The sequence below is a fragment of the Pseudomonas sp. H3_A02 genome (assembly GCF_054671965.1).
Map to the genome: position 1 here is coordinate 1,614,699 of NZ_CP162807.1, position 22,730 is coordinate 1,637,428.

At 62.5% G+C, this 22,730-nt stretch carries 20 protein-coding genes; 6 read left to right on the plus strand and 14 right to left on the minus strand.

The annotated features are described in order from the left end of the window. Positions 1 to 106 precede the first annotated feature (106 nt). Positions 107 to 1,498 (minus strand): L-cystine transporter, encoded by a 1,392-nt coding sequence (locus AB4N80_RS06935; RefSeq protein ID WP_122567425.1) that lies wholly within the window; start codon positions 1,496 to 1,498, stop codon positions 107 to 109. A 242-nt stretch (positions 1,499 to 1,740) separates the two neighbouring features. On the opposite strand from AB4N80_RS06935, the gene AB4N80_RS06940 reads away from it, so the two are divergent. Beyond that, a complete protein-coding gene (locus tag AB4N80_RS06940; RefSeq protein ID WP_122567424.1) occupies positions 1,741 to 2,796 on the plus strand; it encodes an HAD family hydrolase in 1,056 nt (351 codons plus the stop codon). A gap of 238 nt (positions 2,797 to 3,034) precedes the next feature. Here AB4N80_RS06940 and ilvD read toward each other — a convergent pair whose 3' ends face one another. The 4 genes from ilvD to AB4N80_RS06960 form a co-directional block, all read right to left on the minus strand. Then, positions 3,035 to 4,876, minus strand: a complete 1,842-nt coding sequence (gene ilvD, locus AB4N80_RS06945; RefSeq protein WP_122567423.1) for a dihydroxy-acid dehydratase — start codon at positions 4,874 to 4,876, stop codon at positions 3,035 to 3,037. Positions 4,877 to 5,144: 268 nt separating this feature from the next. Then, entirely contained in the window at positions 5,145 to 6,350 is a 1,206-nt protein-coding gene (locus AB4N80_RS06950; protein ID WP_122567422.1) for an MFS transporter, read from the minus strand. Positions 6,351 to 6,560: 210 nt separating this feature from the next. Beyond that, positions 6,561 to 7,757 (minus strand): class I SAM-dependent rRNA methyltransferase, encoded by a 1,197-nt coding sequence (locus tag AB4N80_RS06955; RefSeq protein WP_003206543.1) that lies wholly within the window; start codon positions 7,755 to 7,757, stop codon positions 6,561 to 6,563. Positions 7,758 to 8,045: 288 nt separating this feature from the next. Then, positions 8,046 to 8,579, minus strand: coding sequence for a type 1 glutamine amidotransferase domain-containing protein (locus tag AB4N80_RS06960; RefSeq protein WP_460081262.1), 534 nt, complete (start codon positions 8,577 to 8,579; stop codon positions 8,046 to 8,048). A gap of 234 nt (positions 8,580 to 8,813) precedes the next feature. Here AB4N80_RS06960 and AB4N80_RS06965 point away from each other — a divergent pair, with 234 nt between their 5' ends. The 3 genes from AB4N80_RS06965 to AB4N80_RS06975 are packed head-to-tail and all read left to right on the plus strand — an operon-like array spanning position 8,814 to position 10,847. Continuing rightward, entirely contained in the window at positions 8,814 to 9,629 is an 816-nt protein-coding gene (locus tag AB4N80_RS06965; RefSeq protein WP_460083029.1) for an HDOD domain-containing protein, read from the plus strand. Positions 9,630 to 9,659: 30 nt separating this feature from the next. Continuing rightward, the gene (gene mutM / locus AB4N80_RS06970) at positions 9,660 to 10,472 is read left to right on the plus strand and encodes a bifunctional DNA-formamidopyrimidine glycosylase/DNA-(apurinic or apyrimidinic site) lyase (RefSeq protein WP_053188961.1); all 813 of its coding nucleotides are present in this window, start codon (positions 9,660 to 9,662) and stop codon (positions 10,470 to 10,472) included. Between the two features lie 54 nt (positions 10,473 to 10,526). Further along, positions 10,527 to 10,847 carry a multidrug transporter gene (locus AB4N80_RS06975; RefSeq protein ID WP_122567418.1) on the plus strand — a complete coding sequence of 107 codons (321 nt, stop codon included), beginning with the start codon at positions 10,527 to 10,529 and terminating at the stop codon, positions 10,845 to 10,847. A 147-nt stretch (positions 10,848 to 10,994) separates the two neighbouring features. Here the strand turns inward: AB4N80_RS06975 and AB4N80_RS06980 are convergent, their stop codons facing one another. The 5 genes from AB4N80_RS06980 to AB4N80_RS07000 form a co-directional block, all read right to left on the minus strand. Continuing rightward, positions 10,995 to 11,246, minus strand: coding sequence for a YfhL family 4Fe-4S dicluster ferredoxin (locus AB4N80_RS06980; RefSeq protein WP_003206534.1), 252 nt, complete (start codon positions 11,244 to 11,246; stop codon positions 10,995 to 10,997). Positions 11,247 to 11,379: 133 nt separating this feature from the next. Beyond that, positions 11,380 to 11,859, minus strand: coding sequence for a pantetheine-phosphate adenylyltransferase (gene coaD / locus AB4N80_RS06985; RefSeq protein WP_003177462.1), 480 nt, complete (start codon positions 11,857 to 11,859; stop codon positions 11,380 to 11,382). A 329-nt stretch (positions 11,860 to 12,188) separates the two neighbouring features. Continuing rightward, on the minus strand, positions 12,189 to 13,784 hold the full coding sequence (locus AB4N80_RS06990; protein WP_305491284.1) for a GMC family oxidoreductase: 1,596 nt from the start codon (positions 13,782 to 13,784) through the stop codon (positions 12,189 to 12,191). A 151-nt stretch (positions 13,785 to 13,935) separates the two neighbouring features. Beyond that, positions 13,936 to 14,481: a twin-arginine translocation pathway signal protein gene (locus AB4N80_RS06995; RefSeq protein WP_122567416.1), complete on the minus strand. Its 546-nt coding sequence runs from the start codon at positions 14,479 to 14,481 to the stop codon at positions 13,936 to 13,938. 27 nt (positions 14,482 to 14,508) lie between these two features. Next, positions 14,509 to 15,939 (minus strand): coniferyl aldehyde dehydrogenase, encoded by a 1,431-nt coding sequence (locus AB4N80_RS07000; protein WP_460081266.1) that lies wholly within the window; start codon positions 15,937 to 15,939, stop codon positions 14,509 to 14,511. 148 nt (positions 15,940 to 16,087) lie between these two features. Between AB4N80_RS07000 and AB4N80_RS07005 the strand changes: the two genes are divergently transcribed. Beyond that, positions 16,088 to 16,759, plus strand: coding sequence for a TetR/AcrR family transcriptional regulator (locus AB4N80_RS07005; protein WP_122567414.1), 672 nt, complete (start codon positions 16,088 to 16,090; stop codon positions 16,757 to 16,759). A 32-nt stretch (positions 16,760 to 16,791) separates the two neighbouring features. Next, positions 16,792 to 17,646, plus strand: a complete 855-nt coding sequence (locus AB4N80_RS07010; RefSeq protein WP_305468759.1) for a sulfurtransferase — start codon at positions 16,792 to 16,794, stop codon at positions 17,644 to 17,646. Positions 17,647 to 17,914: 268 nt separating this feature from the next. Here AB4N80_RS07010 and AB4N80_RS07015 read toward each other — a convergent pair whose 3' ends face one another. From AB4N80_RS07015 to AB4N80_RS07030, 4 genes are read right to left on the minus strand one after another with little or no spacing between them, the layout of a single operon-like run. Further along, the gene (locus AB4N80_RS07015; RefSeq protein ID WP_122567813.1) at positions 17,915 to 18,913 is read right to left on the minus strand and encodes a hydrolase; all 999 of its coding nucleotides are present in this window, start codon (positions 18,911 to 18,913) and stop codon (positions 17,915 to 17,917) included. A gap of 31 nt (positions 18,914 to 18,944) precedes the next feature. Further along, entirely contained in the window at positions 18,945 to 19,556 is a 612-nt protein-coding gene (gene rsmD, locus AB4N80_RS07020; protein ID WP_122567412.1) for a 16S rRNA (guanine(966)-N(2))-methyltransferase RsmD, read from the minus strand. Continuing rightward, positions 19,556 to 21,046: a M16 family metallopeptidase gene (locus AB4N80_RS07025; protein WP_122567411.1), complete on the minus strand. Its 1,491-nt coding sequence runs from the start codon at positions 21,044 to 21,046 to the stop codon at positions 19,556 to 19,558. Before AB4N80_RS07025 ends, rsmD begins: the two co-directional genes overlap by 1 nt. Beyond that, the gene (locus AB4N80_RS07030; RefSeq protein WP_122567410.1) at positions 21,039 to 22,394 is read right to left on the minus strand and encodes a M16 family metallopeptidase; all 1,356 of its coding nucleotides are present in this window, start codon (positions 22,392 to 22,394) and stop codon (positions 21,039 to 21,041) included. Before AB4N80_RS07030 ends, AB4N80_RS07025 begins: the two co-directional genes overlap by 8 nt. Positions 22,395 to 22,730 lie beyond the last annotated feature (336 nt).

The window sequence follows — 22,730 nt, forward strand, 5'->3', positions numbered from 1 at the left end:
CTATGCCTGTGGGAGCAAGGCTTGCCCGCGATCCGGGCGCCTCGATCCATGGAAGACCGCGTCGCTTTCATCGCGGGCAAGCCTTGCTCCCACAGGTATCAGGCAATCAAGCGTGCACCAACTCCCCATGCGCCTCGGCATCGAGCAAGGCCTTATCAGTCTGCTGCATCACCTGGCTGGTAATCGCCCCTGCGGTGATCGAGCCGCTGACGTTCAACGCCGTACGCCCCATGTCGATCAGCGGCTCGACGGAAATCAGCAAGGCAACCAGCGCGACCGGCAAGCCCATGGCCGGCAGCACGATCAGCGCGGCGAACGTCGCGCCGCCACCGACCCCGGCCACTCCGGCCGAACTCAACGTAACGATCGCCACCAGCGTTGCGATCCAGACCGGATCAAGCGGGTTGATGCCCACGGTCGGCGCGACCATCACCGCCAGCATGGCCGGATAAAGACCGGCGCAACCGTTCTGGCCGATGGTGGCGCCGAACGAGGCGCTGAAGCTGGCAATCGCCCGTGGAATGCCGAGACGACTGGTCTGGGCTTCGATGCTCAACGGGATGGTGGCGGCGCTGGAGCGGCTGGTGAAGGCGAAGGTCAGCACCGGCCAGATCTTGCGGAAGAAGCGCAACGGGTTAATCCCCGCAGCGGACACCAACAGGCCGTGGACCACGAACATCAGGCCCAGCCCGAGGTACGACACCACGACAAAACTGCCGAGCTTGATGATGTCCTGGAGGTTGGAGCCGGCCACCACCTTGGTCATCAGCGCCAGCACACCGTACGGCGTCAGCTTCATCACCAGGCGCACCAGGCGCGTCACCCAGCTTTGCAGGGTGTCGATGGCGTTGATCACTTTCTGGCCTTTTTCCGCGTCATCCTTGAGCAACTGCAACGCCGCGACGCCGAGGAACGCGGCGAAGATCACCACGCTGATGATCGACGTCGGCTTGGCCCGCGCCAGGTCGGCAAAGGGATTCTGCGGAATGAACGAAAGCAGCAATTGCGGGATGTTCAGGTCGGCGACCTTGCCGGCATAGTCGCTCTGGATCACTTGCAGGCGCGCCAGTTCCTGGGTGCCGGCCACCAGGCCTTCGGCGGTGAGGCCGAACAGGTTGGTCAGGCCGATGCCGATCAGCGCGGCGATGGCGGTGGTGAATAGCAGCGTGCCAATGGTCAGGAAGCTGATCTTGCCCAGGGACGAGGCGTTATGCAGGCGAGCCACGGCGCTGAGGATCGAGGCGAAGACCAGCGGGATCACGATCATTTGCAGCAACTGCACGTAGCCGTTGCCCACCAGGTCGAACCAGCCGATGGAGGCCTTGAGCACCGGGTTGCCGGCGCCATAAATCGTGTGAAGGGCGATGCCGAACACCACGCCCAGCACCAGTGCCAGCAGTACCTTCTTGGCCAGGCTCCAGGTGCGGTGACGGGTTTGCGCCAGGCCATACAGCAAGGCGAGGAACACCAGCAGGTTGAGGATCAGCGGCAGATTCATCAAAAGAGACTCCGATAAGACGTGCCAGTCGCCCGAAGCCGCGACTGTGAGCCGGGAAGCCTAACAGCCTGATAACTAATGAATTAATACTAAAAACGCATGTAGATTGTCGTTTATGGAATAAGGAGTTGGCGTTTGCGGGTATGCCGCTGGCGTTATCAGAACGCAAGCAGTCGCGGCTGGGCGAGGACTGTCATACGCATTTGTTAGCGTCGAGTTCTTTGAACCTGGGAGAAATGCCGATGAAGCTCGCACCTCGTTTTCTCGCTGTCGCCTTGAGTCTTGGTCTTGCCGGCCAGGTGCTCGCCACCGAGCTCAAGCACTGGCCGGCGGAACAGGCCAAGGCCCTGGACGCGATGATCGCGGCCAACGCCAACAAGGGTAACTACGCGGTATTCGACATGGACAACACCAGTTACCGCTACGACCTTGAGGAATCGTTGCTGCCGTTCATGGAGAACAAGGGCCTCATCACTCGGGAAAGCCTGGACCCGTCCTTGAAGCTGATGCCGTTCAAGGACACGGCCGACCACAAGGAAAGCCTGTTCAGTTATTACTATCGCCTGTGCGAAGTGGATGACATGGTCTGTTATCCGTGGGTGGCCCAGGTGTTTTCTGGCTTTACGCTCAAGGAGCTCAAGGGCTATGTCGATGAGTTGATGGCGTCCGGCAAGCCGGTGCCGACTACCTATTACGATGGTGACAAGGTGGTCCAGTACAACGTCAACCCGCCGAAAATCTTCACCGGCCAGGCCGAGCTGTACAACAAGCTGATGGAAAACGGCATCGAGGTCTATGTCATGACCGCCGCTTCCGAAGAGCTGGTACGCATGGTCGCCGCGGACCCGAAATACGGCTACAACCTCAAGCCGCAGAACGTGATCGGCGTGACCACGCTGCTCAAGGACCGCAAGACCGGCGAGCTGACCACCGCCCGTAAGCAGATCACCGCGGGTAAATATGACGAGAAGGCCAACCTTGGCCTGGAGTACACACCTTATCTGTGGACCCCGGCGACCTGGATGGCCGGCAAGCACGCGGCGATCCTGACGTACATCGACGAATGGAAAAAACCGGTGCTGGTGGCGGGTGACACACCGAGCAGTGACGGCTACATGCTGTTCCACGATGTGGACGTGGCCAAGGGCGGTATTCACCTGTGGGTCAACCGCAAGGACAAATACATGAACCAGATCAACGGCATGATGGCCAAGCACGCCGCGGCCCAGGCCAAGGAAGGTCTGCCGGTGACGGCGGACAAGAACTGGGTGATCGTCAAGCCCGAAGACATTCAATAAGACCCACGACCTTCTGTGGGAGCGAGCTTGCTCGCGATAGCGATGGTTCAGTAACACTTTTGCTGGCTGACACACCGCCATCGCGAGCAAGCTCGCTCCCACAGGAGTACCAGGGACTTGAAAATAGGTGAACCCGTGGCGAGGGAGCTTGCTCCCTCGCCACAAAGGATCACTGGGTTTCATGGCATCAAAAAAAGCCCCGCACTTGGCGGGGCATTTTTATTGCGGCTAACGACGCTTACAGGCCGTCAAGCATCGCCTTGTTACGCACCGCGCCCTTGTCGGCGCTGGTGGCGAGCAGGGCGTAGGCCTTGAGGGCCGTGGTGACTTTGCGCGGACGCACTTCCACCGGTTTCCAGCCCTTGTTGTCCTGTTCGATGCGGCGCCCGGCCAGTTCTTCGTCGCTGATCAACAGGTTGATCGAGCGGTTCGGAATGTCGATCAGGACCTTGTCGCCATCGCGCACCAGGCCGATGGCACCGCCAGCCGCCGCTTCCGGCGAAGCGTGGCCGATAGACAGGCCCGAGGTACCGCCGGAGAACCGGCCATCGGTCAGCAAGGCGCAGGCTTTGCCCAGGCCTTTGGACTTCAGGTAGGACGTCGGGTAGAGCATTTCCTGCATGCCCGGGCCGCCTTTCGGACCTTCGTAGCGAATGATCACGATGTCGCCGGCCTTCACTTCGTCAGCGAGGATGCCGCGCACGGCGCTGTCCTGGCTTTCGAAAATCTTCGCGTTGCCTTCGAACACGTGGATCGACTCGTCGACGCCGGCGGTCTTCACCACGCAGCCATCCAGGGCGATGTTGCCGTACAGCACGGCCAGGCCGCCTTCCTTGGAATACGCGTGCTCGACGCTGCGGATGCAGCCGTTTTCACGGTCGTCGTCCAGGGTTTCCCAACGGGTCGACTGGCTGAACGCGGTTTGCGTCGGGATACCTGCCGGGCCGGCCTTGAAGAAGTGATGCACGGCCTCGTCGGTGGTCTGGGTGATGTCCCACTTGGCAATGCCTTCGGCCATGGTCTTGCTGTGCACGGTCGGCAGGTCGGTGTGCAACAGGCCGCCACGGGCCAGGGAGCCGAGGATGCTGAAGATCCCGCCGGCACGGTGCACGTCTTCCATGTGGTACTTCTGGATGTTCGGCGCGACCTTGCACAGTTGCGGCACATGACGGGACAGGCGGTCGATGTCGCGCAGGTCGAAATCGATCTCGGCTTCCTGGGCCGCCGCCAGCAAGTGCAGGATGGTGTTGGTGGAACCGCCCATGGCGATGTCCAGGGTCATGGCGTTTTCGAACGCCTTGAAGTTGGCGATGTTGCGCGGCAACACCGATTCGTCGTTCTCGCCGTAGTAGCGCTTGCACAGCTCGACGATGGTCCGGCCGGCCTGCAGGAACAGTTGTTCGCGATCGCTGTGGGTGGCGAGGGTTGAACCGTTGCCCGGCAGGGCCAGGCCCAGGGCTTCGGTCAGGCAGTTCATCGAGTTGGCGGTGAACATGCCGGAGCACGAACCGCAGGTCGGGCAGGCGCTGCGCTCGTACTCGGCAACCTTCTCGTCAGAAGCGCTGGAGTCGGCGGCAATCACCATGGCATCGACCAGGTCCAGGCCGTGGCTGGCGAGTTTGGTCTTGCCGGCTTCCATCGGGCCGCCGGAGACGAAGATCACCGGGATGTTCAGGCGCAGGGCGGCCATGAGCATGCCCGGGGTGATCTTGTCGCAGTTGGAAATGCACACGATGGCATCGGCGCAGTGGGCGTTGACCATGTATTCGACGGAGTCGGCGATGATCTCGCGGCTCGGCAGCGAATAGAGCATGCCGTCGTGGCCCATGGCGATACCGTCGTCCACGGCGATGGTGTTGAATTCCTTGGCCACGCCGCCGGCGCGTTCGATTTCCCGGGCAACCAGTTGACCGAGGTCCTTGAGGTGGACGTGGCCCGGTACGAACTGGGTGAAGGAGTTGGCAATGGCGATGATCGGCTTCTTGAAGTCGTCATCCTTCATCCCCGTGGCGCGCCACAAGGCACGGGCGCCGGCCATGTTGCGGCCATGGGTGGATGTTTTCGAGCGGTAATCAGGCATGGAGCACTCCGGGCGGCTAATCAGGTACTTATCAGGTATCAATGGGGAAGTGAGCTTCTGTCGACGTCTGGAGCACCCGGGTTTGGCCGTGTGTCCGGAAGTGGCCGATGACTTTGCAGGATCGCTGCGCGCCTCGGCATGAGCTCATAAACCCGCCGGGGATGAATGGCGATGAATGCCACGATTCTACACCGCTGGCGCCAGGATGAAATGACGCAAAGCGCTGATCGCACGCCAATGTCGTGCGCGGGATGACGACTGGCAGGGTTCAGCCGGCCAACAGCCCCCTGTTACGCTGCCGGAGCAGGGCATTGAGTGCCAGCCCCAGCAGGCTAAGCAGGACCAGGCAGAGGGCCAGGCTCAGCTGTAAGTCCAGCGGGGTGAGGCTGATCACGGCACTGGTCAGCCCGCCGACAATAAAGATCAGTACGCTACCGGCCGAAGCGGACGTACCGGCCTGCGCCGGAAATAGCGTCATGGCTTGGTTGTTGGCTGCCGCCCGGGCAATGGTCGTTCCGGCGGTGCACACGATCATGGGCACTAACAGAGTGGTGACTGACAAGCCCAGGTGATTGGCGAGCCCCAGCATCAGGAGACCTGCGGCGAGGATCAGGCCCAGCCCCGTGATGATTTGCGCCTGTGGGTCGATTCGATTGCTCAGCACGGACGCCACCGCGCCCCCACCGATATAGGCCAGCCCATAGCCCAGCAGTACCAGCGAAAAAGCCTCGGGTGATAAGTGCAACTGGTCGATCAGCACCAGGGGGGAAATGACGATGAACGAAAAATGGCAGGAAAAAGCCAGCGCCGAGGTTAACCAATAAGCGATGAAACTGAAGTCACCGAAGACCTTTCGATAGGATGCGATGATATTGAAACGCCTGGATTGACTGCCGGACGGGGAGCGTTCAAGCAAATGACAGGCGCTTGCGAATACGCCAATTGCCAGGGCAATGAACACCAGGAAGCTGCCGCGCCAGCCCATCCAGCTTTGCAGCCCGGTGCCAGCCAGAGGCGAAACGGAAATGAAAATCCCCCCGCAGGTGACCAGCAAGACTCGCAATCGCTGCTGTTCTTGTCCGGTGAACAGGTCTTGGATCAGCGCTTGGGACAGCACGAAACAACCGCACCCCAAGGCCTGGACGACACGGAAGAAGAGAAAGGACCAGTAACTGTCGGCGAGTACGCAACCTGTTGCTCCAACCGCTGAAACGGCGATCCCGATCAACAGCAGGTTTTTTCGTCCCATAACGTCGGAAAGCGGACCGATCAGCAGTTGCGAAAGGGCGATGCCCACCGCGAACAGGCTGACGGACAGGGCAATGTCCGGCGATGGACGTTCAAAATACTCGGACAGGGCGGGGAACGAGGGCAGCACGACATCGATTGGAAAGACGCCGAGCAATGTCAGCGTCAACAACAAGCCGACGGTGGCCGGTTTGCGGGCAGCCAGGCGGTTTTGCGGATCAGTCATGAGGCGTTCCAAGACGTACCTGAGGGGGCACTTTCAATCCTAATGCGTCATGTCCGCCAGTCACGGGGAGATTGAGTAGGACGGTTCTGGTAATTTCGTGGGGTGGCTCCTACAGACTTATTCAGACGCGCAAAAAAAATCGCAGCCAAGGCTGCGATCTGGTTGCCCGGCGACAGGGGCACAGCGCTACGGCACTGGCCCCGCCCGGCATCAGCTGTTGGGCAACAACCGGCAGGTGATGCTCTTGATGTAGCGGGTTTCGGCAATGGCCGGGTGTACCGGGTGGTCTGGCCCCTGGCCGCCGCGTTCGAGCAGTTGGATGTTGCGGTCCAGATGACGGGCGCTGGTCAGCAGGATGTTTTGCAGGTCGTCTTCGGGCAGGTGCATCGAGCACGACGCGCTGACCAGGATGCCGTCCTTGCTGAGCAGGCGCATGGCTTGCTCGTTGAGGCGGCGATAGGCGCCTTCGCCGTTCTTCAGGTCTTTCTTGCGCTTGATGAAGGCCGGTGGGTCGGCCACGATCACGTCGAAACGTTCTTCGCTGGCCTTGAGCTCCTTCAAGGCTTCGAACACGTCGCCTTCGATGCAGGTCAGCTTCTCGGCGAAGCCGTTCAACGCGGCGTTGCGCTCGACACCGTCGAGGGCGAAGGCCGAGGCGTCGACGCAGAACACTTCACTGGCGCCGAACGCCGCGGCTTGTACGCCCCAGCCGCCGATGTAGCTGAACAGGTCCAGGACGCGCTTGCCCTTGGCGTACGGCGCCAGGCGTGCGCGGTTCATGCGGTGGTCGTAGAACCAGCCGGTTTTCTGGCCTTCCATGACCGGCGCTTCGAACTTCACGCCGTTCTCTTCCAGGGCCACCCATTCCGGCACCAGGCCGAACACGGTCTCGACGTAGCGGTTCAGGCCTTCGGCGTCGCGGGCCGCGGAGTCGTTCTTGAACAGGATGCCGCTGGGCTTGAGCACCTGGGTCAGGGCGGCGATCACGTCGTCCTTGTGGGCTTCCATGGTGGCCGAAGCGATCTGCACCACCAGGATGTCGCCGAAACGGTCGACCACCAGGCCTGGCAACAGGTCGGAGTCACCGTAGACCAGGCGATAGAACGGCTTGTCGAACAGCCGCTCGCGCAGGGACAACGCCACGTTGAGGCGATGCACCAGCAGTGACTTGTCCAGCGGCAGCTTCACGTCGCGGGACAGCAGGCGGGCGCAGATCAGGTTGTTGGGGCTCATCGCGACGATGCCCAGCGGCTTGCCGCCGGCGGCTTCGAGGATGGCCTGGTCGCCGGCCTTGAAGCCGTGCAGGGGCGTGGCGGCCACATCGATTTCGTTGCTGTAGACCCACAAGTGGCCGGCGCGCAGGCGACGGTCGGCGTTGGCTTTGAGGCGCAGGCTAGGCAGGGACATGACGTCGCTCCGGAAAAAAGAGCGGGAGTATACCGTGTTGAAGTGTACGGCGGGTTTGAAGGGCGATGAAACGTGGAGGCGTGCCCTGTCGGCAATCCGACACGGAACCTGTGGCGAGGGGATTTATCCCCGCTGGGCTGCGAAGCAGCCCTAAAATCCGGGAGCGCGATGCATTGGCCTGACCGAGCCAGCTATTTTGGGACCGCTTCGCGCTCCAGCGGGGATAAATCCCCTCGCCACAGGTACATCGTGTTCCCGGCTCGACAGTTTGGCAGTGGCCTCAAGTTATCAAGCGGACAACGCGCTGATCAACTCGCGGTTGAACGCCGGGATGTCATCGGGTTGGCGGCTGCTGATCAACGTGCCGTCCTTGACCACTTCCTTATCGACCCAGTTCGCGCCGGCGTTGACCAGGTCATCCTTGAGGGTCTTGTAGCTGGTCATGGTCTTGCCCTTGACCAGCCCGCTCGACGCCAGCAACCAGCCGCCATGGCAAATCACCGCAATGGGCTTGCCCGCCGCCTCGAAGCCCTTGACCAGTTTCTGGGCGTCGGGGTCGATGCGGATGGTGTCGGAGTTCTGCACACCACCGGGCAGCACCACGGCGTCGTACTGCTCGACATTGGCGGCCTTGAAGGTCAGGTCGATCGGGAAGTCGTCGGCCGGCTGGTCATGGTTCCAGCCTTTGACCTGGCCTTCGCGGGCCGAAACGATGTCCACCTTGACGCCGGCCTCTTCCAGCGCCTGCTGGGGGCCGGTCAGTTCGGCCTGTTCAAAACCGTCAGTCACCAGGATGGCGACACGTTTGTTGTTAAGAGGCATGAAAAAAACTCCTCAAGCTGAATGGCTGGACTGCCGACTCAAACCTGTATGCAGGCTTGGCTGTCGGCCCTATAAAGTCCGAAGCCGATGCCTGAAGGAAAGTTCCGCCAATCTACCCCGGCGGTGTATCGGATCCATCTTTAAGGGTTAGAATCCCCGCCTGACCCAGAGTGTGTACTCATGTCCAAAGAGCTTACTGCCGAACAGATCCAACAGTCCTTGCAGGGCATCAGCGTGCCGCCCCAGCCGCAGATCATGGTGGATCTGCAGATGGAGCAGTACATGCCCGACCCAGACCTGGAGACCATCGCCAAGTTGATCTCCCAGGATCCGGGCCTCTCTGGGGCCTTGCTCAAGATCGTCAATTCGCCGTACTACGGCCTGCGCAACAAGATCACCTCGATCCAGCGTGCGGTGAACCTGCTGGGCAGCCGTTCGATCATCAACCTGATCAATGCGCAGTCGATCAAGGGCGAGCTGCACGACGACGCCATCGTGACCCTGAACCGCTTCTGGGATACCGCCCAGGACGTGGCGATGACCAGCCTGACCCTGGCCAAGCGCGTTGGCTTGGAGAACGGTGACGAAGCCTATGCCTTGGGGTTGTTCCACGATTGCGGCGTGCCGTTGATGCTCAAGCAGTTCCCCAACTACATGAGCGTGCTGGAAGAGGCCTACGCCAATGCCAGCGCCGAGTGCCGGGTGGTGGACACCGAGAACCGCGTGTTCAACACCAACCATGCGGTGGTCGGCTACTACACCTCCAAATCCTGGCGCCTGCCGGATCACGTCAGCCAGGCCATCGCCAACCACCACAACGCCCTGGCGATCTTCAGCGACGACTCTTCACGCAACAACAGCCAACTGAAAAACTTGCTGGCGATCCTGAAAATGTCCGAAAACATCTGTGCGTCCCACCGGGTGCTCGGCAATCAGGCCGAAGACCATGAGTGGGATAGCGTCGGCAGCCTGGTGCTCGACTACATCGGTTTGTCGGAATACGACTTCCAGACCCAGAAACAGGAAATTCGCGACCTCGCCTCTCGTTGAGTGCGCGGCGTCGCCTGACGCGAGAACCCCATGCCAGAACTGCCGGAAGTCGAAACCACCCGTCGCGGCATCGCGCCCCATCTTGAAGGCCAGCGGGTCAGTCGCGTGGTGGTCCGCGACCGCCGCCTGCGCTGGCCAATCCCGGAAGATCTCGACGTGCGGCTCTCGGGCCAGCGCATCGTGCAGGTGGAGCGGCGGGCCAAGTACCTGTTGATCAATGCCGAGGTCGGCACGTTGATCAGCCATCTGGGTATGTCCGGCAACCTGCGCTTGGTGGAGGTTGGCATGCCGGCCCTCAAGCACGAGCACGTGGACATCGAGCTGGAGTCCGGCCTGGCCTTGCGCTACACCGACCCTCGGCGTTTCGGCGCGATGCTCTGGAGCCTCGACCCACTCAATCACGAGTTGCTGATTCGCCTCGGCCCCGAGCCGTTGACCGATCTGTTCGATGGCGAACGGTTGTTCCAGCTTTCGCGGGGGCGCTCCATGGCGGTCAAGCCGTTCATCATGGACAACGCGGTGGTGGTGGGCGTGGGCAATATCTACGCGACCGAGGCGCTGTTCGCCGCCGGGATCGACCCGCGCCGGGCCGCGGGGGGCATTTCCCGGGCGCGTTACCTGAAGCTGGCGATCGAGATCAAGCGCATTCTCGCCCATGCCATCGAGCGCGGCGGCACCACGTTGCGGGATTTCATCGGTGGGGACGGCCAGCCTGGCTATTTCCAGCAGGAGCTGTTCGTCTACGGCCGGGGCGGGGAGTTGTGCAAGGTCTGTGGCACGGGGCTGCGGGAAATCCGCCTGGGCCAGCGCGCGAGTGTCTGGTGTCCACGCTGCCAGAGCTGATGCGTCCGACGGTCTATAGTCAGTAGTCAACTGCTTTAGCCGAAGGATCGCCCGATGAAACCTCTTCGACCTGTCGTTCTAGCACTGCTGCTGAGTATCGGTTTGCCTGCCCTGGCAAGCAGCGGCAGCGGCGACCCGCGCTACACCATCCAGAATCCGCCGGCTTTTGCCATGATCGGTGATCTGCTGATCGCCCGCCCACTGCTGCTCGCCGCCACGGTGATCGGGGCTGGGGCGTTCGTGGTGTCGTTGCCCTTTACCGCGCTGGGTGGCGGGGTCGGTGATGCGGGGAAGGCGTTGGTGGTGGACCCGGCGAAGGCCACGTTCGTGCGGTGCCTGGGGTGTGTGGGGGAGGGGTTTGAGCGGCAGGAGTGACAGTTGGTTTTGGGGTGTGGCTGATGGCCTCATCGCGAGCAAGCTCGCTCCCACAGGGATCTGCTGTGTCTACACCATTGGGGGCTGAAGCAAATCCCTTGTGGGAGCGAGCTTGCTCGCGATGGGGCCAGCAGGGCCGCCCAAAATTCAAGCCTTGCCAGTGATCTTGCGATATTTCGCCATCAACTGCTCTTCCGTCTCCGGATGAGCCTCGTCCAGCGGGATGCAATCGACCGGGCAAACCTGCTGGCACTGGGGTTCGTCGTAATGGCCGACGCACTGGGTGCACAGGTTCGGGTCGATGACGTAGATCTCCTCGCCTTGGGAAATGGCCTCGTTCGGGCATTCGGGTTCGCAGACGTCGCAATTGATGCAGTCGTCGGTGATGATCAGGGACATGCAGGCTCCTGCCGGGGCGTTTGGCCCGGGCATCTGAAAACGTATGGGCGCAATTGTGCCGCATTGGCGAGCGCAGTGCACGCGGGCGCGATGGACTGCGTTGCGCTGCGAGGTGGCTCGCAGCGCCAGCCGGTTATTTCTTGAAGCGCAGGGTCAGCGCATCGGCCACGGCCGGGTGGACGAACTTGGTGATATCACCGCCCAACGCCGCGATTTCCCGTACCAGGGTCGAGGAAATGAAGGAGTAGCGCTCCGACGGCGTCAAGAACAGGCTCTCGACGTCCGGTGCCAGTTGGCGGTTCATGTTGGCCAGTTGGAACTCGTACTCGAAGTCCGAGACCGCACGCAGGCCGCGCAGGAACACATTGGCGTTCTTTTCCTTGGCAAAGTGGGCCAAAAGCGTCGAGAAACCGACCACTTCCACGTTGGGCAGGTGTTTGGTGACCTCGCGGGCCAGTTCCACACGTTGCTCCAGCGGGAACAGCGGGTTCTTCTTCGGGCTGGCGGCGACGGCAATGATCACATGGTCGAACAGGCGCGCGGCGCGTTCGACCAGATCGCCATGGCCCTTGGTAATAGGGTCGAAGGTACCTGGGTACAACACTCGGTTCATCGCGTCGTCCTGGCGGGAGTCCGTTGGGGAGTCGGATGGTATCGCAGCCTTCTCGGTCGGCCAAGTCGGCTGTTGGATAAGAAAGCACTATAGACGCTGCGAATAGTCCAGATATCCATGCAATGTTGCGCACCTAAGTAAGCAGATGAATCTGTGGCGAGGGGATTTATCCCCGCTGGGCTGCGAAGCGGCCCTGAACCCAGCCACTGCAGTGTGCCAGGCTGGTTGCATTCAGCCTTTTGGGGCCGCTGCGCAGCCCAGCGGGGATAAATCCCCTCGCCACAATGATTCAAACCATCCTTTACTTTAAGTGAATAGCCTTGGGATATTCATGGCGTTTTCAGGCGTTCGGCCAGGGCTGTCGCCAATTGTGCGGTCAGCCCATACACCGACAATTGTGGGTTGGCGCCGATGCTGGTGGGGAACAGCGAGCCGTCATGGATCGACAGGTTGCCCAATTGGTGATGGCGGCCCAGGCTGTCGGTGACGGCGGTTTTCGGGTCCTCACCCATGGCGCAGCCACCCATCACGTGGGCACTGCCCAGGCGCGTGCGGTACAAGGCCAGGTCGAGCCCGTCGATCAGCGTGCGGGCTTCGGCCAGGGTCTTCACGTAGCGGGCGTCGTTGTGCAGGGGCATCACTGCCTTGGCGCCGCCGGCAAACTGGATCTCGGCCATGCTGTGGAAGGCCCGGCGCAAGCCGTCCCAGGTATACGGCGAAACGGGGTAGTCGAGCACGGGCGTGCCGTCGCTGCGTAACTCGACGCGACCGCCGGGGCTGTCTGGGTGAAAACCGTCGCGCAACAGCGCGAGCATGGCGTGGGTGTGGGGCAGTCGGGACATGTGCAAGGCGTTCTCGGGGCCGAACCCACCCAATAACGTGGTCGCGAGGGCCGGGTGCAAGGGTGGGACTTCGAGCTTGTAGGACATCTTGCCGGTGATCCCGTCCTGCCATTGGAAGTGATCCGAATAAATCGATTGCGGCGCACCGTAGAACGGGTTGATGACCTCGTCGAATTGCCCTGCGGACATGTTCACCAAGTGCAGGAAAGTGCGCTTGCCCAAGCGTTCGTGCGGGTCTGGCGCCGCGGAGCGCAACAGCAGGCCCGGGCTGTTGATGCCGCCGCCCGCCAGCACGTAGTGCCGCGCCTTGATGGTGATACGCCGCCCGGTCGGCACCACGCAACGCTCGTCCATGGCCTGGCACTCGATGCCTACGACGGCATCGTTTTTGATCGTCAGGCGCTCGGCCCGCGCCAGGTAAAGCAGCGCGCCACCCTTGTCCAACGTGGCCGGGATGGTGGTGACCAGCATCGACTGCTTGGCGTTGGTCGGGCAGCCCATGCCGCAATAACCCAGGTTCCAGCAGCCGCGGACGTTGCGCGGGATGACGTGCCAGGCGTAGCCCAATTGTTCACAGCCTTTGCGGATCACGTCATTGTTGGCGTTGGGCGGGACGAACCACGGCGCCACGCCCAGGCGTTGTTCCATCTGCGTAAACCAAGGCGCCATCTCGACGCGGCCGTGGCCCTTGACGTTGTGCTCGGCGGCCCAGTGGTCGAGGGTCTGGTCGGGGGTGCGGAAGCTGGAGGTCCAATTGATCAGCGTCGTGCCACCGACCGCCCGGCCCTGGAGAATGGTGATGGCGCCGTCCTTGCTCATGCGCCCGAGGCCTTCCTGGTACAGGCTGCTGTAGGCCTGGTCTTCGAGCAGCTTGAAGTCATGGCTGGTCTTGAGCGGCCCTTCCTCGATCAGCAACACGCGGTAGCCGGCAGCACTGAGAATTTCCGCCGTGGTGCCGCCACCGGCACCGCTGCCGACGATGGCCACGTCGGCTTCCAGGGTCAGATCTTCGGTCAGCTGCGCGCCGTTGTAGGTGGTCCAGCCACGAGCGAGGCCTTCGCGGAAGGGATCGGGTAGGGGCATGTTCAGGGCTCTCTTAATTGTTATGAGATTGCGATAGGCCCTTTGTGGGAGCGAGCTTGCTCGCGATAGCGGTGTGTCAGTCAATCGATAGGTGGCTGATGCGACGCTATCGCGAGCAAGCCCGCTCCCACAGGGGGGCGGGGTCTGGCTTTCAGACCGTTGGCGGTCCTGGATACCCGCAATGCGCCCAGGCTTCGGATTGGGTGTACCAGGCCATCATCACCAATTGCAGCAACGAACTGTGGCCTTGTCGCAGCAGGTCCAGCGAACTGTTTTCCCACCGGTCGAGGAACTGGCGGATGTCATCGGCACTGGCATTTTCCCACGCCCCCCAAACCCCGGTCAGGGGGCCACGGGTCACGCCCAGCGTAAGCACATCGAACAGCTGATGCGTGAGCTTGAGCATGGCGGGGGACAAGTGGGCCAGGCTTCTGTCCAGGCTGCCCAGGGTCGCGTCAATGGCGGCAGGGAGCTGCCCGATGGCCATTGCACCGTCCAGCATCACGGGGATGACGGCGCGTAAAAACGCCAGGTCGCTGTCGCGCAGTGCCGCCAGGCCGTTGGCCGGTTGGCTAGGCGAGCAACCGCTCAGGCTGGCACCCAGCCCGACGGTGGCCAGGAAGGCGCTGGCGCCGAGGCTGAATTTCAGCAGGCCGCGCCGTGACAGCGCGGGGGTATCAGTGAGGCTGGGGTTCATTGTTGTGATTACCCGGCAAGAGACGCGTCAGCGGACAAACAGCTTCTGGATCAGCTTCTGCAAGGGCTTGCCGTAGGGCGGATAAATCAGCTTCGCCGCGTTGAATCGCTGTTTGGTCAGCACGCCCTTGGCCTTGCAGAAGGTCAGGAAACCCTCATGCCCATGGTAATGCCCCATTCCCGAGGGCCCGATGCCGCCGAACGGCATGTCATCCTGGGCGACGTGCAACAGCGTGTCGTTCAGGCAGACGCCGCCGGAATGGGTTTCGTGGAGCACACGATGCTGTTCGGCCTTGTTGTAGCCGAAGTAGTAGAGCGCCAGCGGGCGGGGGCGCTGATTGATGTAGGCAAACGCCTGGTCCAGATTGTCATAAGGAACGATGGGCAGCAGCGGGCCGAAGATCTCGTCCTGCATGACGGTCATCTCATCGTTGACGTTGAGCAGCAGACTATGGGCCATGCGGCGGCCCTGGCCTTGTTCGAACAGCTCGATCAGCAACGCGCCCTTGCCGGTGGCGTCGCTGATGTAGCCGTTGAGCCGCGCCAGTTGTCGTTCGTTGATGATGGCGGTGTAGTCCGGGTTGTTCGCCAGGGTCGGATAAAACCCGCGGACCGCCTCGCGATACGCCTCGACGAACTCGCCGACGCGGTTCTGCGGCACCAGCACGTAGTCCGGGGCGACACAGGTTTGCCCGGCATTCAGGGTTTTGCCGAAGGCAATGCGTTCGGCGGCGTCCTTGATGGGGACATCGACCGACACGATGGCCGGCGATTTCCCACCCAGCTCCAGGGTGACCGGGGTCAAGTTTTCGGCAGCGGCGCGCATGACATGTTTGCCAATGCTGGTGGCACCGGTGAACAACAGGTGATCGAAGGGCAGCTTGGAAAACGCCATGCCCACCTCTGCCTCGCCGAGCACCACGCACACCAGGTCTTGGGGGAAGACACGGGCCAGCAATTGCTTGAGCAGCAAGCCGGTCGCCGGTGTCGATTCGCTGAGCTTGAGCATCACCCGATTGCCGGCCGCCAATGCCCCGACCAGTGGCCCGATGGCCAGGAATAGCGGGTAGTTCCACGGCACGATGACCCCGACGACGCCCAACGGCTGATAGATCACCTTGGCTGAGGCCGGTTGAAAGGCCATGCCTACCTTGCGTCGGGAGGGTTTCATCCAGCCTTGGAGATGGCGGCTGGCGTAATGGATGCCGTGCAGGCTCGGCATCAGTTCGGCCAACAGGGTTTCGTCGGCGCTACGGTGGCTGAAATCCTGGCTGATGGCGTCGATCAAGGCTTGTCGTTCGTTGCTCAATACCTCGCGCAGTGCCTTGAGCCATTGTCGGCGCTGTTCGGCCGGTGGCATCGGGTGGGCAGCGTAGGCCTGGCGCTGGGCATCGAAGAGCGACCGCAGCTCCTCCAGTTGTTGTTGAGACTCGTGCAGGTAGGCAACGTCGGCAGGCATCGTCAGGCACCGGATATTATTAGAATGGGTGTTTTCTAGAGCTTATACTCTAGAATGTCAATGACATCCGCAACGGCTGTGGGTTTTTCCTGTGACCGATAGGTCGTAAGATGCCGATCAATGCCTTCGTCGAATTAAAGCCCAAACCATGGCCCCACGAATGAAAACCAGCGAGCGCATCGTGCAAAACAGCCTCGAGCTGTTCAACCAACAGGGTGAGCGCAGCGTCAGCACCAATCACATCGCCGCCCACATGGACATGTCCCCGGGCAATCTCTATTACCACTTCCCCAACAAGCAGGCGATCATCGCCGTGCTGTTCAGTGAATACGAGAACCTGGTGGACAGCTTCCTGCGTCCGCCCCAGGGCCGGGCGGCCACGGTGGATGACAAGCGCTTCTACCTGCAGGAACTGTTGGCGGCCATGTGGCGTTACCGCTTCCTGCACCGGGACCTGGAGCATCTGCTCGACAGCGATCCGGACCTTGCGGCCCGCTATCGGCGGTTTTCCCAGCGCTGCCTGATCCACGGCACCGCGATCTACGAGGGCTTTGTTGCCGCCGGCATCCTGAAGATGGACCGGGTGCAGATCGAGTCCCTGACCCTCAACGCCTGGATCATCCTCACGTCCTGGGTGCGGTTTCTGTGCACCACGCGGGAAAATTTCAGCCACCTGAGTGAGCAGGCCATCAAGCGCGGTGTCTATCAGGTGCTGGTGCTGGAAGCCGGTTTCGTGACCGACCAGGCCCGCGAGGCGGTGGATGCGCTGTTCAATGAATATTACGTCCCACTGGCCCAGACCCTGGAGGAAGGGCAGTAGGACCGACCCCGACTCAGCCACAGGAGCTCACCATGCCCATCGCGCAACTCATCAGCCCCCAAGCACTCGAACAGCGGCGATCACAGCCCGGGCTGGTCATCCTCGATTGCCGTTTTGCCCTGGAAGATCCGGATTACGGCCAACGCAGCTATGCCGAGGGCCACATTGCCGGGGCGTCGTTCGCGGACCTTGAGCGCGACCTGAGCGGGCCGGTGACCAAAGGCGTGACCGGGCGTCATCCGCTGCCGGAGCCCGAGGCCTTGATCGCGCGTCTCAAGGCTTGGGGGCTGGATAACGACAGCGACGTCGTGCTGTATGACGACGGCCCCGGCGCCTATGCCGCCCGGGCCTGGTGGCTGCTGGCCTGGCTGGGCAAGCGCGATGGTGTGTACATCCTCGACGGTGGGCTCAAGGCCTGGCACGCCGCCGGCTTGCCCTTGAGCCTGGATCCGCCGCAGAACAGCCTCGGGACTTTCACGGGGGCGCCGGATGCGAGCCTGCTGATCAATGCGCAAGCGCTGCAACAACGCCTCGGTGAATCGGCCATGACCCTGCTGGATGCCCGGGCGCTGCCGCGTTTCAAGGGCGAAATCGAGCCGATCGACCCAGTGGCCGGGCATATCCCGGGCGCCCAGTGCGCAGCGTTTACCGACAACCTGGGCGCCGATGGACGCTTCTTGCCGGCTGATCAGCTCAAGCAGCGCTTCGCCGAAAAACTGGGCGAACGTTCGCCCACCGAGCTGGTGGCGTACTGCGGCTCCGGTGTGACGGCGTGCCACAACCTGTTTGCCTTGTGCCTGGCAGGGTATCCCTTGGGGCGGCTGTACGCCGGCTCGTGGAGTGAATGGATCAATGATCCCCAGCGGGGCGTGGCGAAGGGCGAATAACGCTCACCCCCCCAAGTCTCTGTGGGAGCGAGCTTGCTCGCGATGGCGGTGTGTCAGACAACTTCAATGTCGCTGCCCCACCGCTATCGCGAGCAAGCTCGCTCCCACAGGGGATTCTTAGTGAGCACCCACTCCGCGAACACCCCGGAAAAAACTGTGGGAGCGAGCTTGCTCGCGATGGCGGTGGGTCAGTCAACCTCAATGTCGCTGTCCCACCGCTATCGCGAGCTGGCGCGCTCCCACAGTGATTTTTGTTGTCTGCGAATCGTCAGCCGCGCCCCAGGCTGGCCAGCCAATCAGGGATCCGCCGCTCCAGGTAATACCCCGGGCGCCGCAGGGTTCCGTCGACAAAACCCACATGCCCGCCCCGGGCATGCAGTTCAAGTTGGGTCGAGGCGGATAACTCGCCGGGTTCGGGCAGGCTGTGGGGAAATACAAAAGGATCGTCGGCGGCCTGGATGACCAGGGTCGGCGTGCTGATGCCCGCCATGAAATAGCGGCTGGAGGCGCGGCGGTAGTAGTCCGCCGCGTCGGAGAACCCGTGCAGCGGCGCCGTCACCCGGCCGTCAAAGTCCCAGAAGGTGCGCATGTTCTCCAACGGGCCAAGCGCCGACAGGGTCGCCAGGCCTTCGTGGCGTCCGTCGTGCTGGAACCGGCGTTGCTTGTTGCGCACATAGGTCACCAGCTGTCGCATGAAGTGCGCCTGGTAGAACTTGGAAAATCCCTGGCCGATGCGATCGGCGCACTGGTCGAGGCGAAACGGTACCGAGACCGCCACCGCGCCTTGCAACTGGCTGTCGCGGCCGGCTTCCCCCAAGTGCTTGAGCAACACATTGCCGCCCAGTGAATAACCCACCGCAAACAGCGGCGCCAAGGGCCGTCGGGCACGCAAGTGGGCAATGGCGGCGGCCAGGTCTTCGCTGACGCCCGAGTGATAGCTGCGAGGTAGCAGGTTCGGCTCGCCCGAGCAGCCGCGCCAGTTCAAGGCCGCGCTGGCCCAGCCCTGGCGACCGAGTGCCTGCTGCAACCCGGCCACGTAAGGCGAGTTGGAAGAGCCGGTCAGCCCGTGCAACACCAACACCAGCGGCGCCTCGGCGCTGTGTGGGCCGTGCCAGTCGAGGTCGAGGAAATCACCGTCTTCCAGCCACAGGCGCTCGCGTTGGCGCTCGATGTGGGTGGTCTGGCGCCATAACGGGCCCCATAAGGTCTGCAGGTGCGGGTTGCCAAGGCCCGGAGCAGGGACGAAACGTTCAGATGCGGCGGACATCATTATTATTCTCGATGCACGGGGCAGCCGTTCAGCCCATGTCCTTTGTCAGACGCTGCCACAACGCGTAATACACCCGTCCTGATTTCTGCTCGCGGTGCAAGCGCCAGTTGCCCGGCAAGCCCAGGGTGGACGGGGCGGTCTCGCTTTCAGTGTAGACCCAGGCATCCTCGGCCAGCCACTGACGTTCCTCGAGCAAGGCGCAGACGGTCGGCAACAGGTTCTGGTTGAAAGGCGGGTCGAGGAACACCAGGTCGAAAGGCGTCGCCGGTTGGCTGTCCAGGTAGCGCAGTGCGTCGGCGGTTTGCACCTGACCGACGGTGCAACGCAGGGTGCCCAGATGTTCCTTCAGGCTGGAGACCGCCAGGTTGCTGGCGTCCAGCGCCTGGCCCATGGCGGCGCCACGGGACAGGGCCTCGAGAAACAGCGCGCCGCTGCCGGCGAACGGGTCGAGCACCCGGGCGCCTGCCACGTAGGGCGCGAGCCAGTTGAACAGGGTTTCCCGCACGCGGTCAGGGGTGGGGCGCAACCCTGGGGCATCCGGGAAGCTCAGGCGCCGGCTGCGCCATTCGCCGCCGATGATGCGCAACTGGTTCACACCGTTGTGCACGGGTTTCTTGCTGGAATTCGATGGGCGGGCCATTAGTGCTCCGGAACCCCGAGCGGCTGCTCGGCAGGTTTGTCAGTAGGGGGCGGCAACGGCTTTTGCGGCACGCTCGGGCCGGCGGTGACGATGACCATTTTATCGGTACTCAGGTGTTTGTTCAGCGCGGCCTTGACCTGCTCGACCGTCAGTTCCTGGGATTGGCGCATGAAGTCTTCCAGGTAGCTGAGCGGCAAGTCATAGAAGCCCATGGCGCCGAGCTGGCCGACGATGTCGGCATTGCTGGCGGTGGACAGCGGGAAACTGCCGGCCAACTCACGCTTGGCGTCATCGAGTTCTTTCTGGGTCGGACCGTTCTTGAGGTAGTCGGCGAACACGTCCTGCACCAGTTTCAAGGTGCCCTCGCTCATCTCGGCACGGGTTTGCAGGTTGATCATGAACGGGCCGCGGGCCTGCATCGCCGTGAAGCCGGAGTACACGCCGTAGGTCAGGCCGCGTTTTTCGCGAACTTCAGTCATCAGTCGCGTGCCGAAGCCACCGCCGCCGAGGATCTGGTTGCCCAGGGACACCGCGGCATAGTCCGGATCGTCGCGGTCGATGCCCAGTTGCGCGAGCATCAGGTTGGTCTGCTTGGACGGGAACTCGATGTGCCCGATGCTCGCTTTCGGTTCTACCGGTGGCGGGGTTTTCGCCAGGGCCGGGCCCTTGGGCAGGGCGGCGGACACCTGGTTGGCAATCGTTTCGGCTTCGGCGCGGGACAAATCCCCCACCAGCGCAATCACTGCGTTGCCGGCAGCGTAGGCCTTGGCGTGGAAAGCGCGGGCCTGGGCCAGAGTGATCGGTGGGATGCTGTCGGCGGTGCCGTCGCTGGAGTGGGCATAAGGATGCTCGCCGTACAGGCGCTTCATCAGTTCCAGGCCCGCCAGTTTGCCGGGGTTCTGTTTCTGGTACTCGAAACCGGCCAGCATCTGGTTCTTGATCCGGGCGAAGGAGTCGGCGGGGAAGGTCGGTTTGCCGACGACTTCGGCGAACAGCTTCAAGGCCGGTTCACGCTTGTCGGCTGCGCTGAGACTGCGCAGGGACGCTACGGCCATGTCCCGGTAGGCACCGTTGCCGAAGTCCGCGCCGAGGCTTTCGAAACCTTGGGCGATGGCGCCGACGTCCTTGCCGGCAACGCCTTCGTTGAGCATGGCGTTGGTCAGCAGGGCGAGGCCGGGGGCGTCGCCGTCCTGGCTGCTGCCGGCGGCGAAGGTCAGGCGCAGGTCGAACATCGGCAATTCCCGGGCTTCGACGAACAGCACCTTGGCGCCGTCAGCGGTTTTCCAGGTTTGTACGTCGAGCTGGCGCCGGCTGGGCGCCTTGTCGTCCAGTTCGGCCAACGATTGCAGCTTATTGCCGGACTTGGCCTTGTCCAATGCCTGGCTGGCGTCGGAGTTGCTCGACGGCGACAGGTAAAAGGCCAGGGCGCAGGCCAGGGCGAGCAAAACCAGGCCGATCAGCACCAGGCTCGATGATTTGCGCTCATTCATGAGCTTTCTCCTCGGGCAGGACGTGCGCAACGCTCAGGCGCGAGCGGGTGAAATACAGCTGGGCTGCCTTCTGGATGTCTTGCGGGGTCACGCTTTGCAGTTCAGCGAGCTCTGTGTCCATCAGCTTCCAGGACAAGCCGACGGTTTCCAGCTGGCCAATGGCGGTGGCCTGGCTGGTGATCGAGTCGCGCTCATACACCAGGCCGGCGATGACCTGGGCGCGCACGCGTTCCAGTTCGTCGGCGGTCGGGGCAGTGGTTTTCAACTGCTCAAGCAAGCGCCACAAACCTGCTTCGGCCTGGGCGAGGGTTTTGTTTTTCTGCGTGTTGGGTGTCGCCGACAAGGTGAACAGCGTGTCGCCGCGGGTGAAGGCGTCGTAGTTCGACGAGCCGCCGGACACCAACTCCTCGCCGCGCTCCAGTTGGGTCGGGATCCGGCCGCTGTAGCCGCCGTCCAGCAGGGCTGAGATCAGCCGCAGCGCGTTGACCGACGTCTTGTCCGTCGCGGTGGCGATGCTCGGCACGTTGAAGGCCAGCATCACGCTGGGCAGTTGGGTCTGCACATGCAGGGTGATCTGGCGCTCGCCGGGTTCGGCCAGCTCCAGGGGGATTTTCGCCACCGGCACCGCGCGCCGGGCAATCGGGCCGAAATAGCGCTGGGCCAGGGACTTGACCTCGTCCGGTGTCACGTCGCCGACCACCACCAGGGTCGCGTTGTTCGGGGTGTACCAGGACTCGTACCAGTGGCGCAGTTCCTCGACGGTCATCCGGTCCAGGTCGGCCATCCAGCCAATGGTCGGCGTGTGGTAGCCGCTGGCCGGGTAAGCCATGGCCTTGAAGCGCTCGTAGGCCTTGGACATGGGCTTGTCGTCGGTGCGCATGCGGCGCTCTTCCTTGATCACCTCGATCTCGCGGCTGAACTCCTCCGGCGGCAGGCGCAGGCTGGCCATGCGGTCGGCTTCCAGCTCGAAGGCCACGCCCAGGCGGTCGCGGGCCAGCACCTGGTAGTAGGCGGTGAAATCGTCGCTGGTGAAGGCGTTCTCTTCGGCACCGAGGTCGCGCAGGATCAGCGACGCTTCGCCGGGGCCGACTTTTTCACTGCCCTTGAACATCATGTGCTCAAGGGCGTGGGACAAACCGGTCTGGCCTGGCGTCTCGTAGCTGGAACCCACCTTGTACCAGACCTGGGAGACCACCACCGGCGCACGATGGTCTTCGCGCACGACGACCTTCAGGCCGTTGTCGAGGGTGAATTCATGGGTGGGTTGTGGGTCGGCAGCCAAGGCTGAAAGAGGCAGACAAACTGTGCTGAGCAGCAGGCCTGCGGCGCGGCGGGCAAGAGCATTCATTCGTGTTTAAACCTGTTGGGTTGCCTGCTAGGTCTTAGCCTCAGCAGGCGAGGAGGTGCTAGGATACTGATCCGTTTTACTGGCGGCCACGCCTATCGGGCCTTTTATCGGCCCGGGGTTGTCTGGGTTCTCCGGAGAAACGCTGGGTTTGCTCGTTGATCCCGGCGTTTTCGCCGATGATGCCGTACCAGTCCTTCGAAAAAATCGACTTTGAGGCGTCCTGAGGACGCTTCGACAAAATGTTGCGCGTGAACAAGCTGGATGAAACGCAGTCTGTTCAGCATTGAATATTTATCACCGAGGCGCCCTCGTGGCGCGTCGCTACCGTGAGATAGC

Excerpts from the sequence above, each read along its gene's own strand:
- AB4N80_RS06935 (WP_122567425.1), bottom strand. The coding sequence starts at position 1,498 with ATGAATCTGCCGCTGATCCTCAACCTGCTGGTGTTCCTCGCCTTGCTG.
- AB4N80_RS06940 (WP_122567424.1), top strand. The coding sequence starts at position 1,741 with ATGAAGCTCGCACCTCGTTTTCTCGCTGTCGCCTTGAGTCTTGGTCTT.
- ilvD (WP_122567423.1), bottom strand. The coding sequence starts at position 4,876 with ATGCCTGATTACCGCTCGAAAACATCCACCCATGGCCGCAACATGGCC.
- AB4N80_RS06950 (WP_122567422.1), bottom strand. The coding sequence starts at position 6,350 with ATGACTGATCCGCAAAACCGCCTGGCTGCCCGCAAACCGGCCACCGTC.
- AB4N80_RS06955 (WP_003206543.1), bottom strand. The coding sequence starts at position 7,757 with ATGTCCCTGCCTAGCCTGCGCCTCAAAGCCAACGCCGACCGTCGCCTG.
- AB4N80_RS06960 (WP_460081262.1), bottom strand. The coding sequence starts at position 8,579 with ATGCCTCTTAACAACAAACGTGTCGCCATCCTGGTGACTGACGGTTTT.
- mutM (WP_053188961.1), top strand. The coding sequence starts at position 9,660 with ATGCCAGAACTGCCGGAAGTCGAAACCACCCGTCGCGGCATCGCGCCC.
- AB4N80_RS06975 (WP_122567418.1), top strand. The coding sequence starts at position 10,527 with ATGAAACCTCTTCGACCTGTCGTTCTAGCACTGCTGCTGAGTATCGGT.
- AB4N80_RS06980 (WP_003206534.1), bottom strand. The coding sequence starts at position 11,246 with ATGTCCCTGATCATCACCGACGACTGCATCAATTGCGACGTCTGCGAA.
- coaD (WP_003177462.1), bottom strand. The coding sequence starts at position 11,859 with ATGAACCGAGTGTTGTACCCAGGTACCTTCGACCCTATTACCAAGGGC.
- AB4N80_RS06990 (WP_305491284.1), bottom strand. The coding sequence starts at position 13,784 with ATGCCCCTACCCGATCCCTTCCGCGAAGGCCTCGCTCGTGGCTGGACC.
- AB4N80_RS06995 (WP_122567416.1), bottom strand. The coding sequence starts at position 14,481 with ATGAACCCCAGCCTCACTGATACCCCCGCGCTGTCACGGCGCGGCCTG.
- AB4N80_RS07000 (WP_460081266.1), bottom strand. The coding sequence starts at position 15,939 with ATGCCTGCCGACGTTGCCTACCTGCACGAGTCTCAACAACAACTGGAG.
- AB4N80_RS07005 (WP_122567414.1), top strand. The coding sequence starts at position 16,088 with ATGGCCCCACGAATGAAAACCAGCGAGCGCATCGTGCAAAACAGCCTC.
- AB4N80_RS07010 (WP_305468759.1), top strand. The coding sequence starts at position 16,792 with ATGCCCATCGCGCAACTCATCAGCCCCCAAGCACTCGAACAGCGGCGA.
- AB4N80_RS07015 (WP_122567813.1), bottom strand. The coding sequence starts at position 18,913 with ATGTCCGCCGCATCTGAACGTTTCGTCCCTGCTCCGGGCCTTGGCAAC.
- rsmD (WP_122567412.1), bottom strand. The coding sequence starts at position 19,556 with ATGGCCCGCCCATCGAATTCCAGCAAGAAACCCGTGCACAACGGTGTG.
- AB4N80_RS07025 (WP_122567411.1), bottom strand. The coding sequence starts at position 21,046 with ATGAATGAGCGCAAATCATCGAGCCTGGTGCTGATCGGCCTGGTTTTG.
- AB4N80_RS07030 (WP_122567410.1), bottom strand. The coding sequence starts at position 22,394 with ATGAATGCTCTTGCCCGCCGCGCCGCAGGCCTGCTGCTCAGCACAGTT.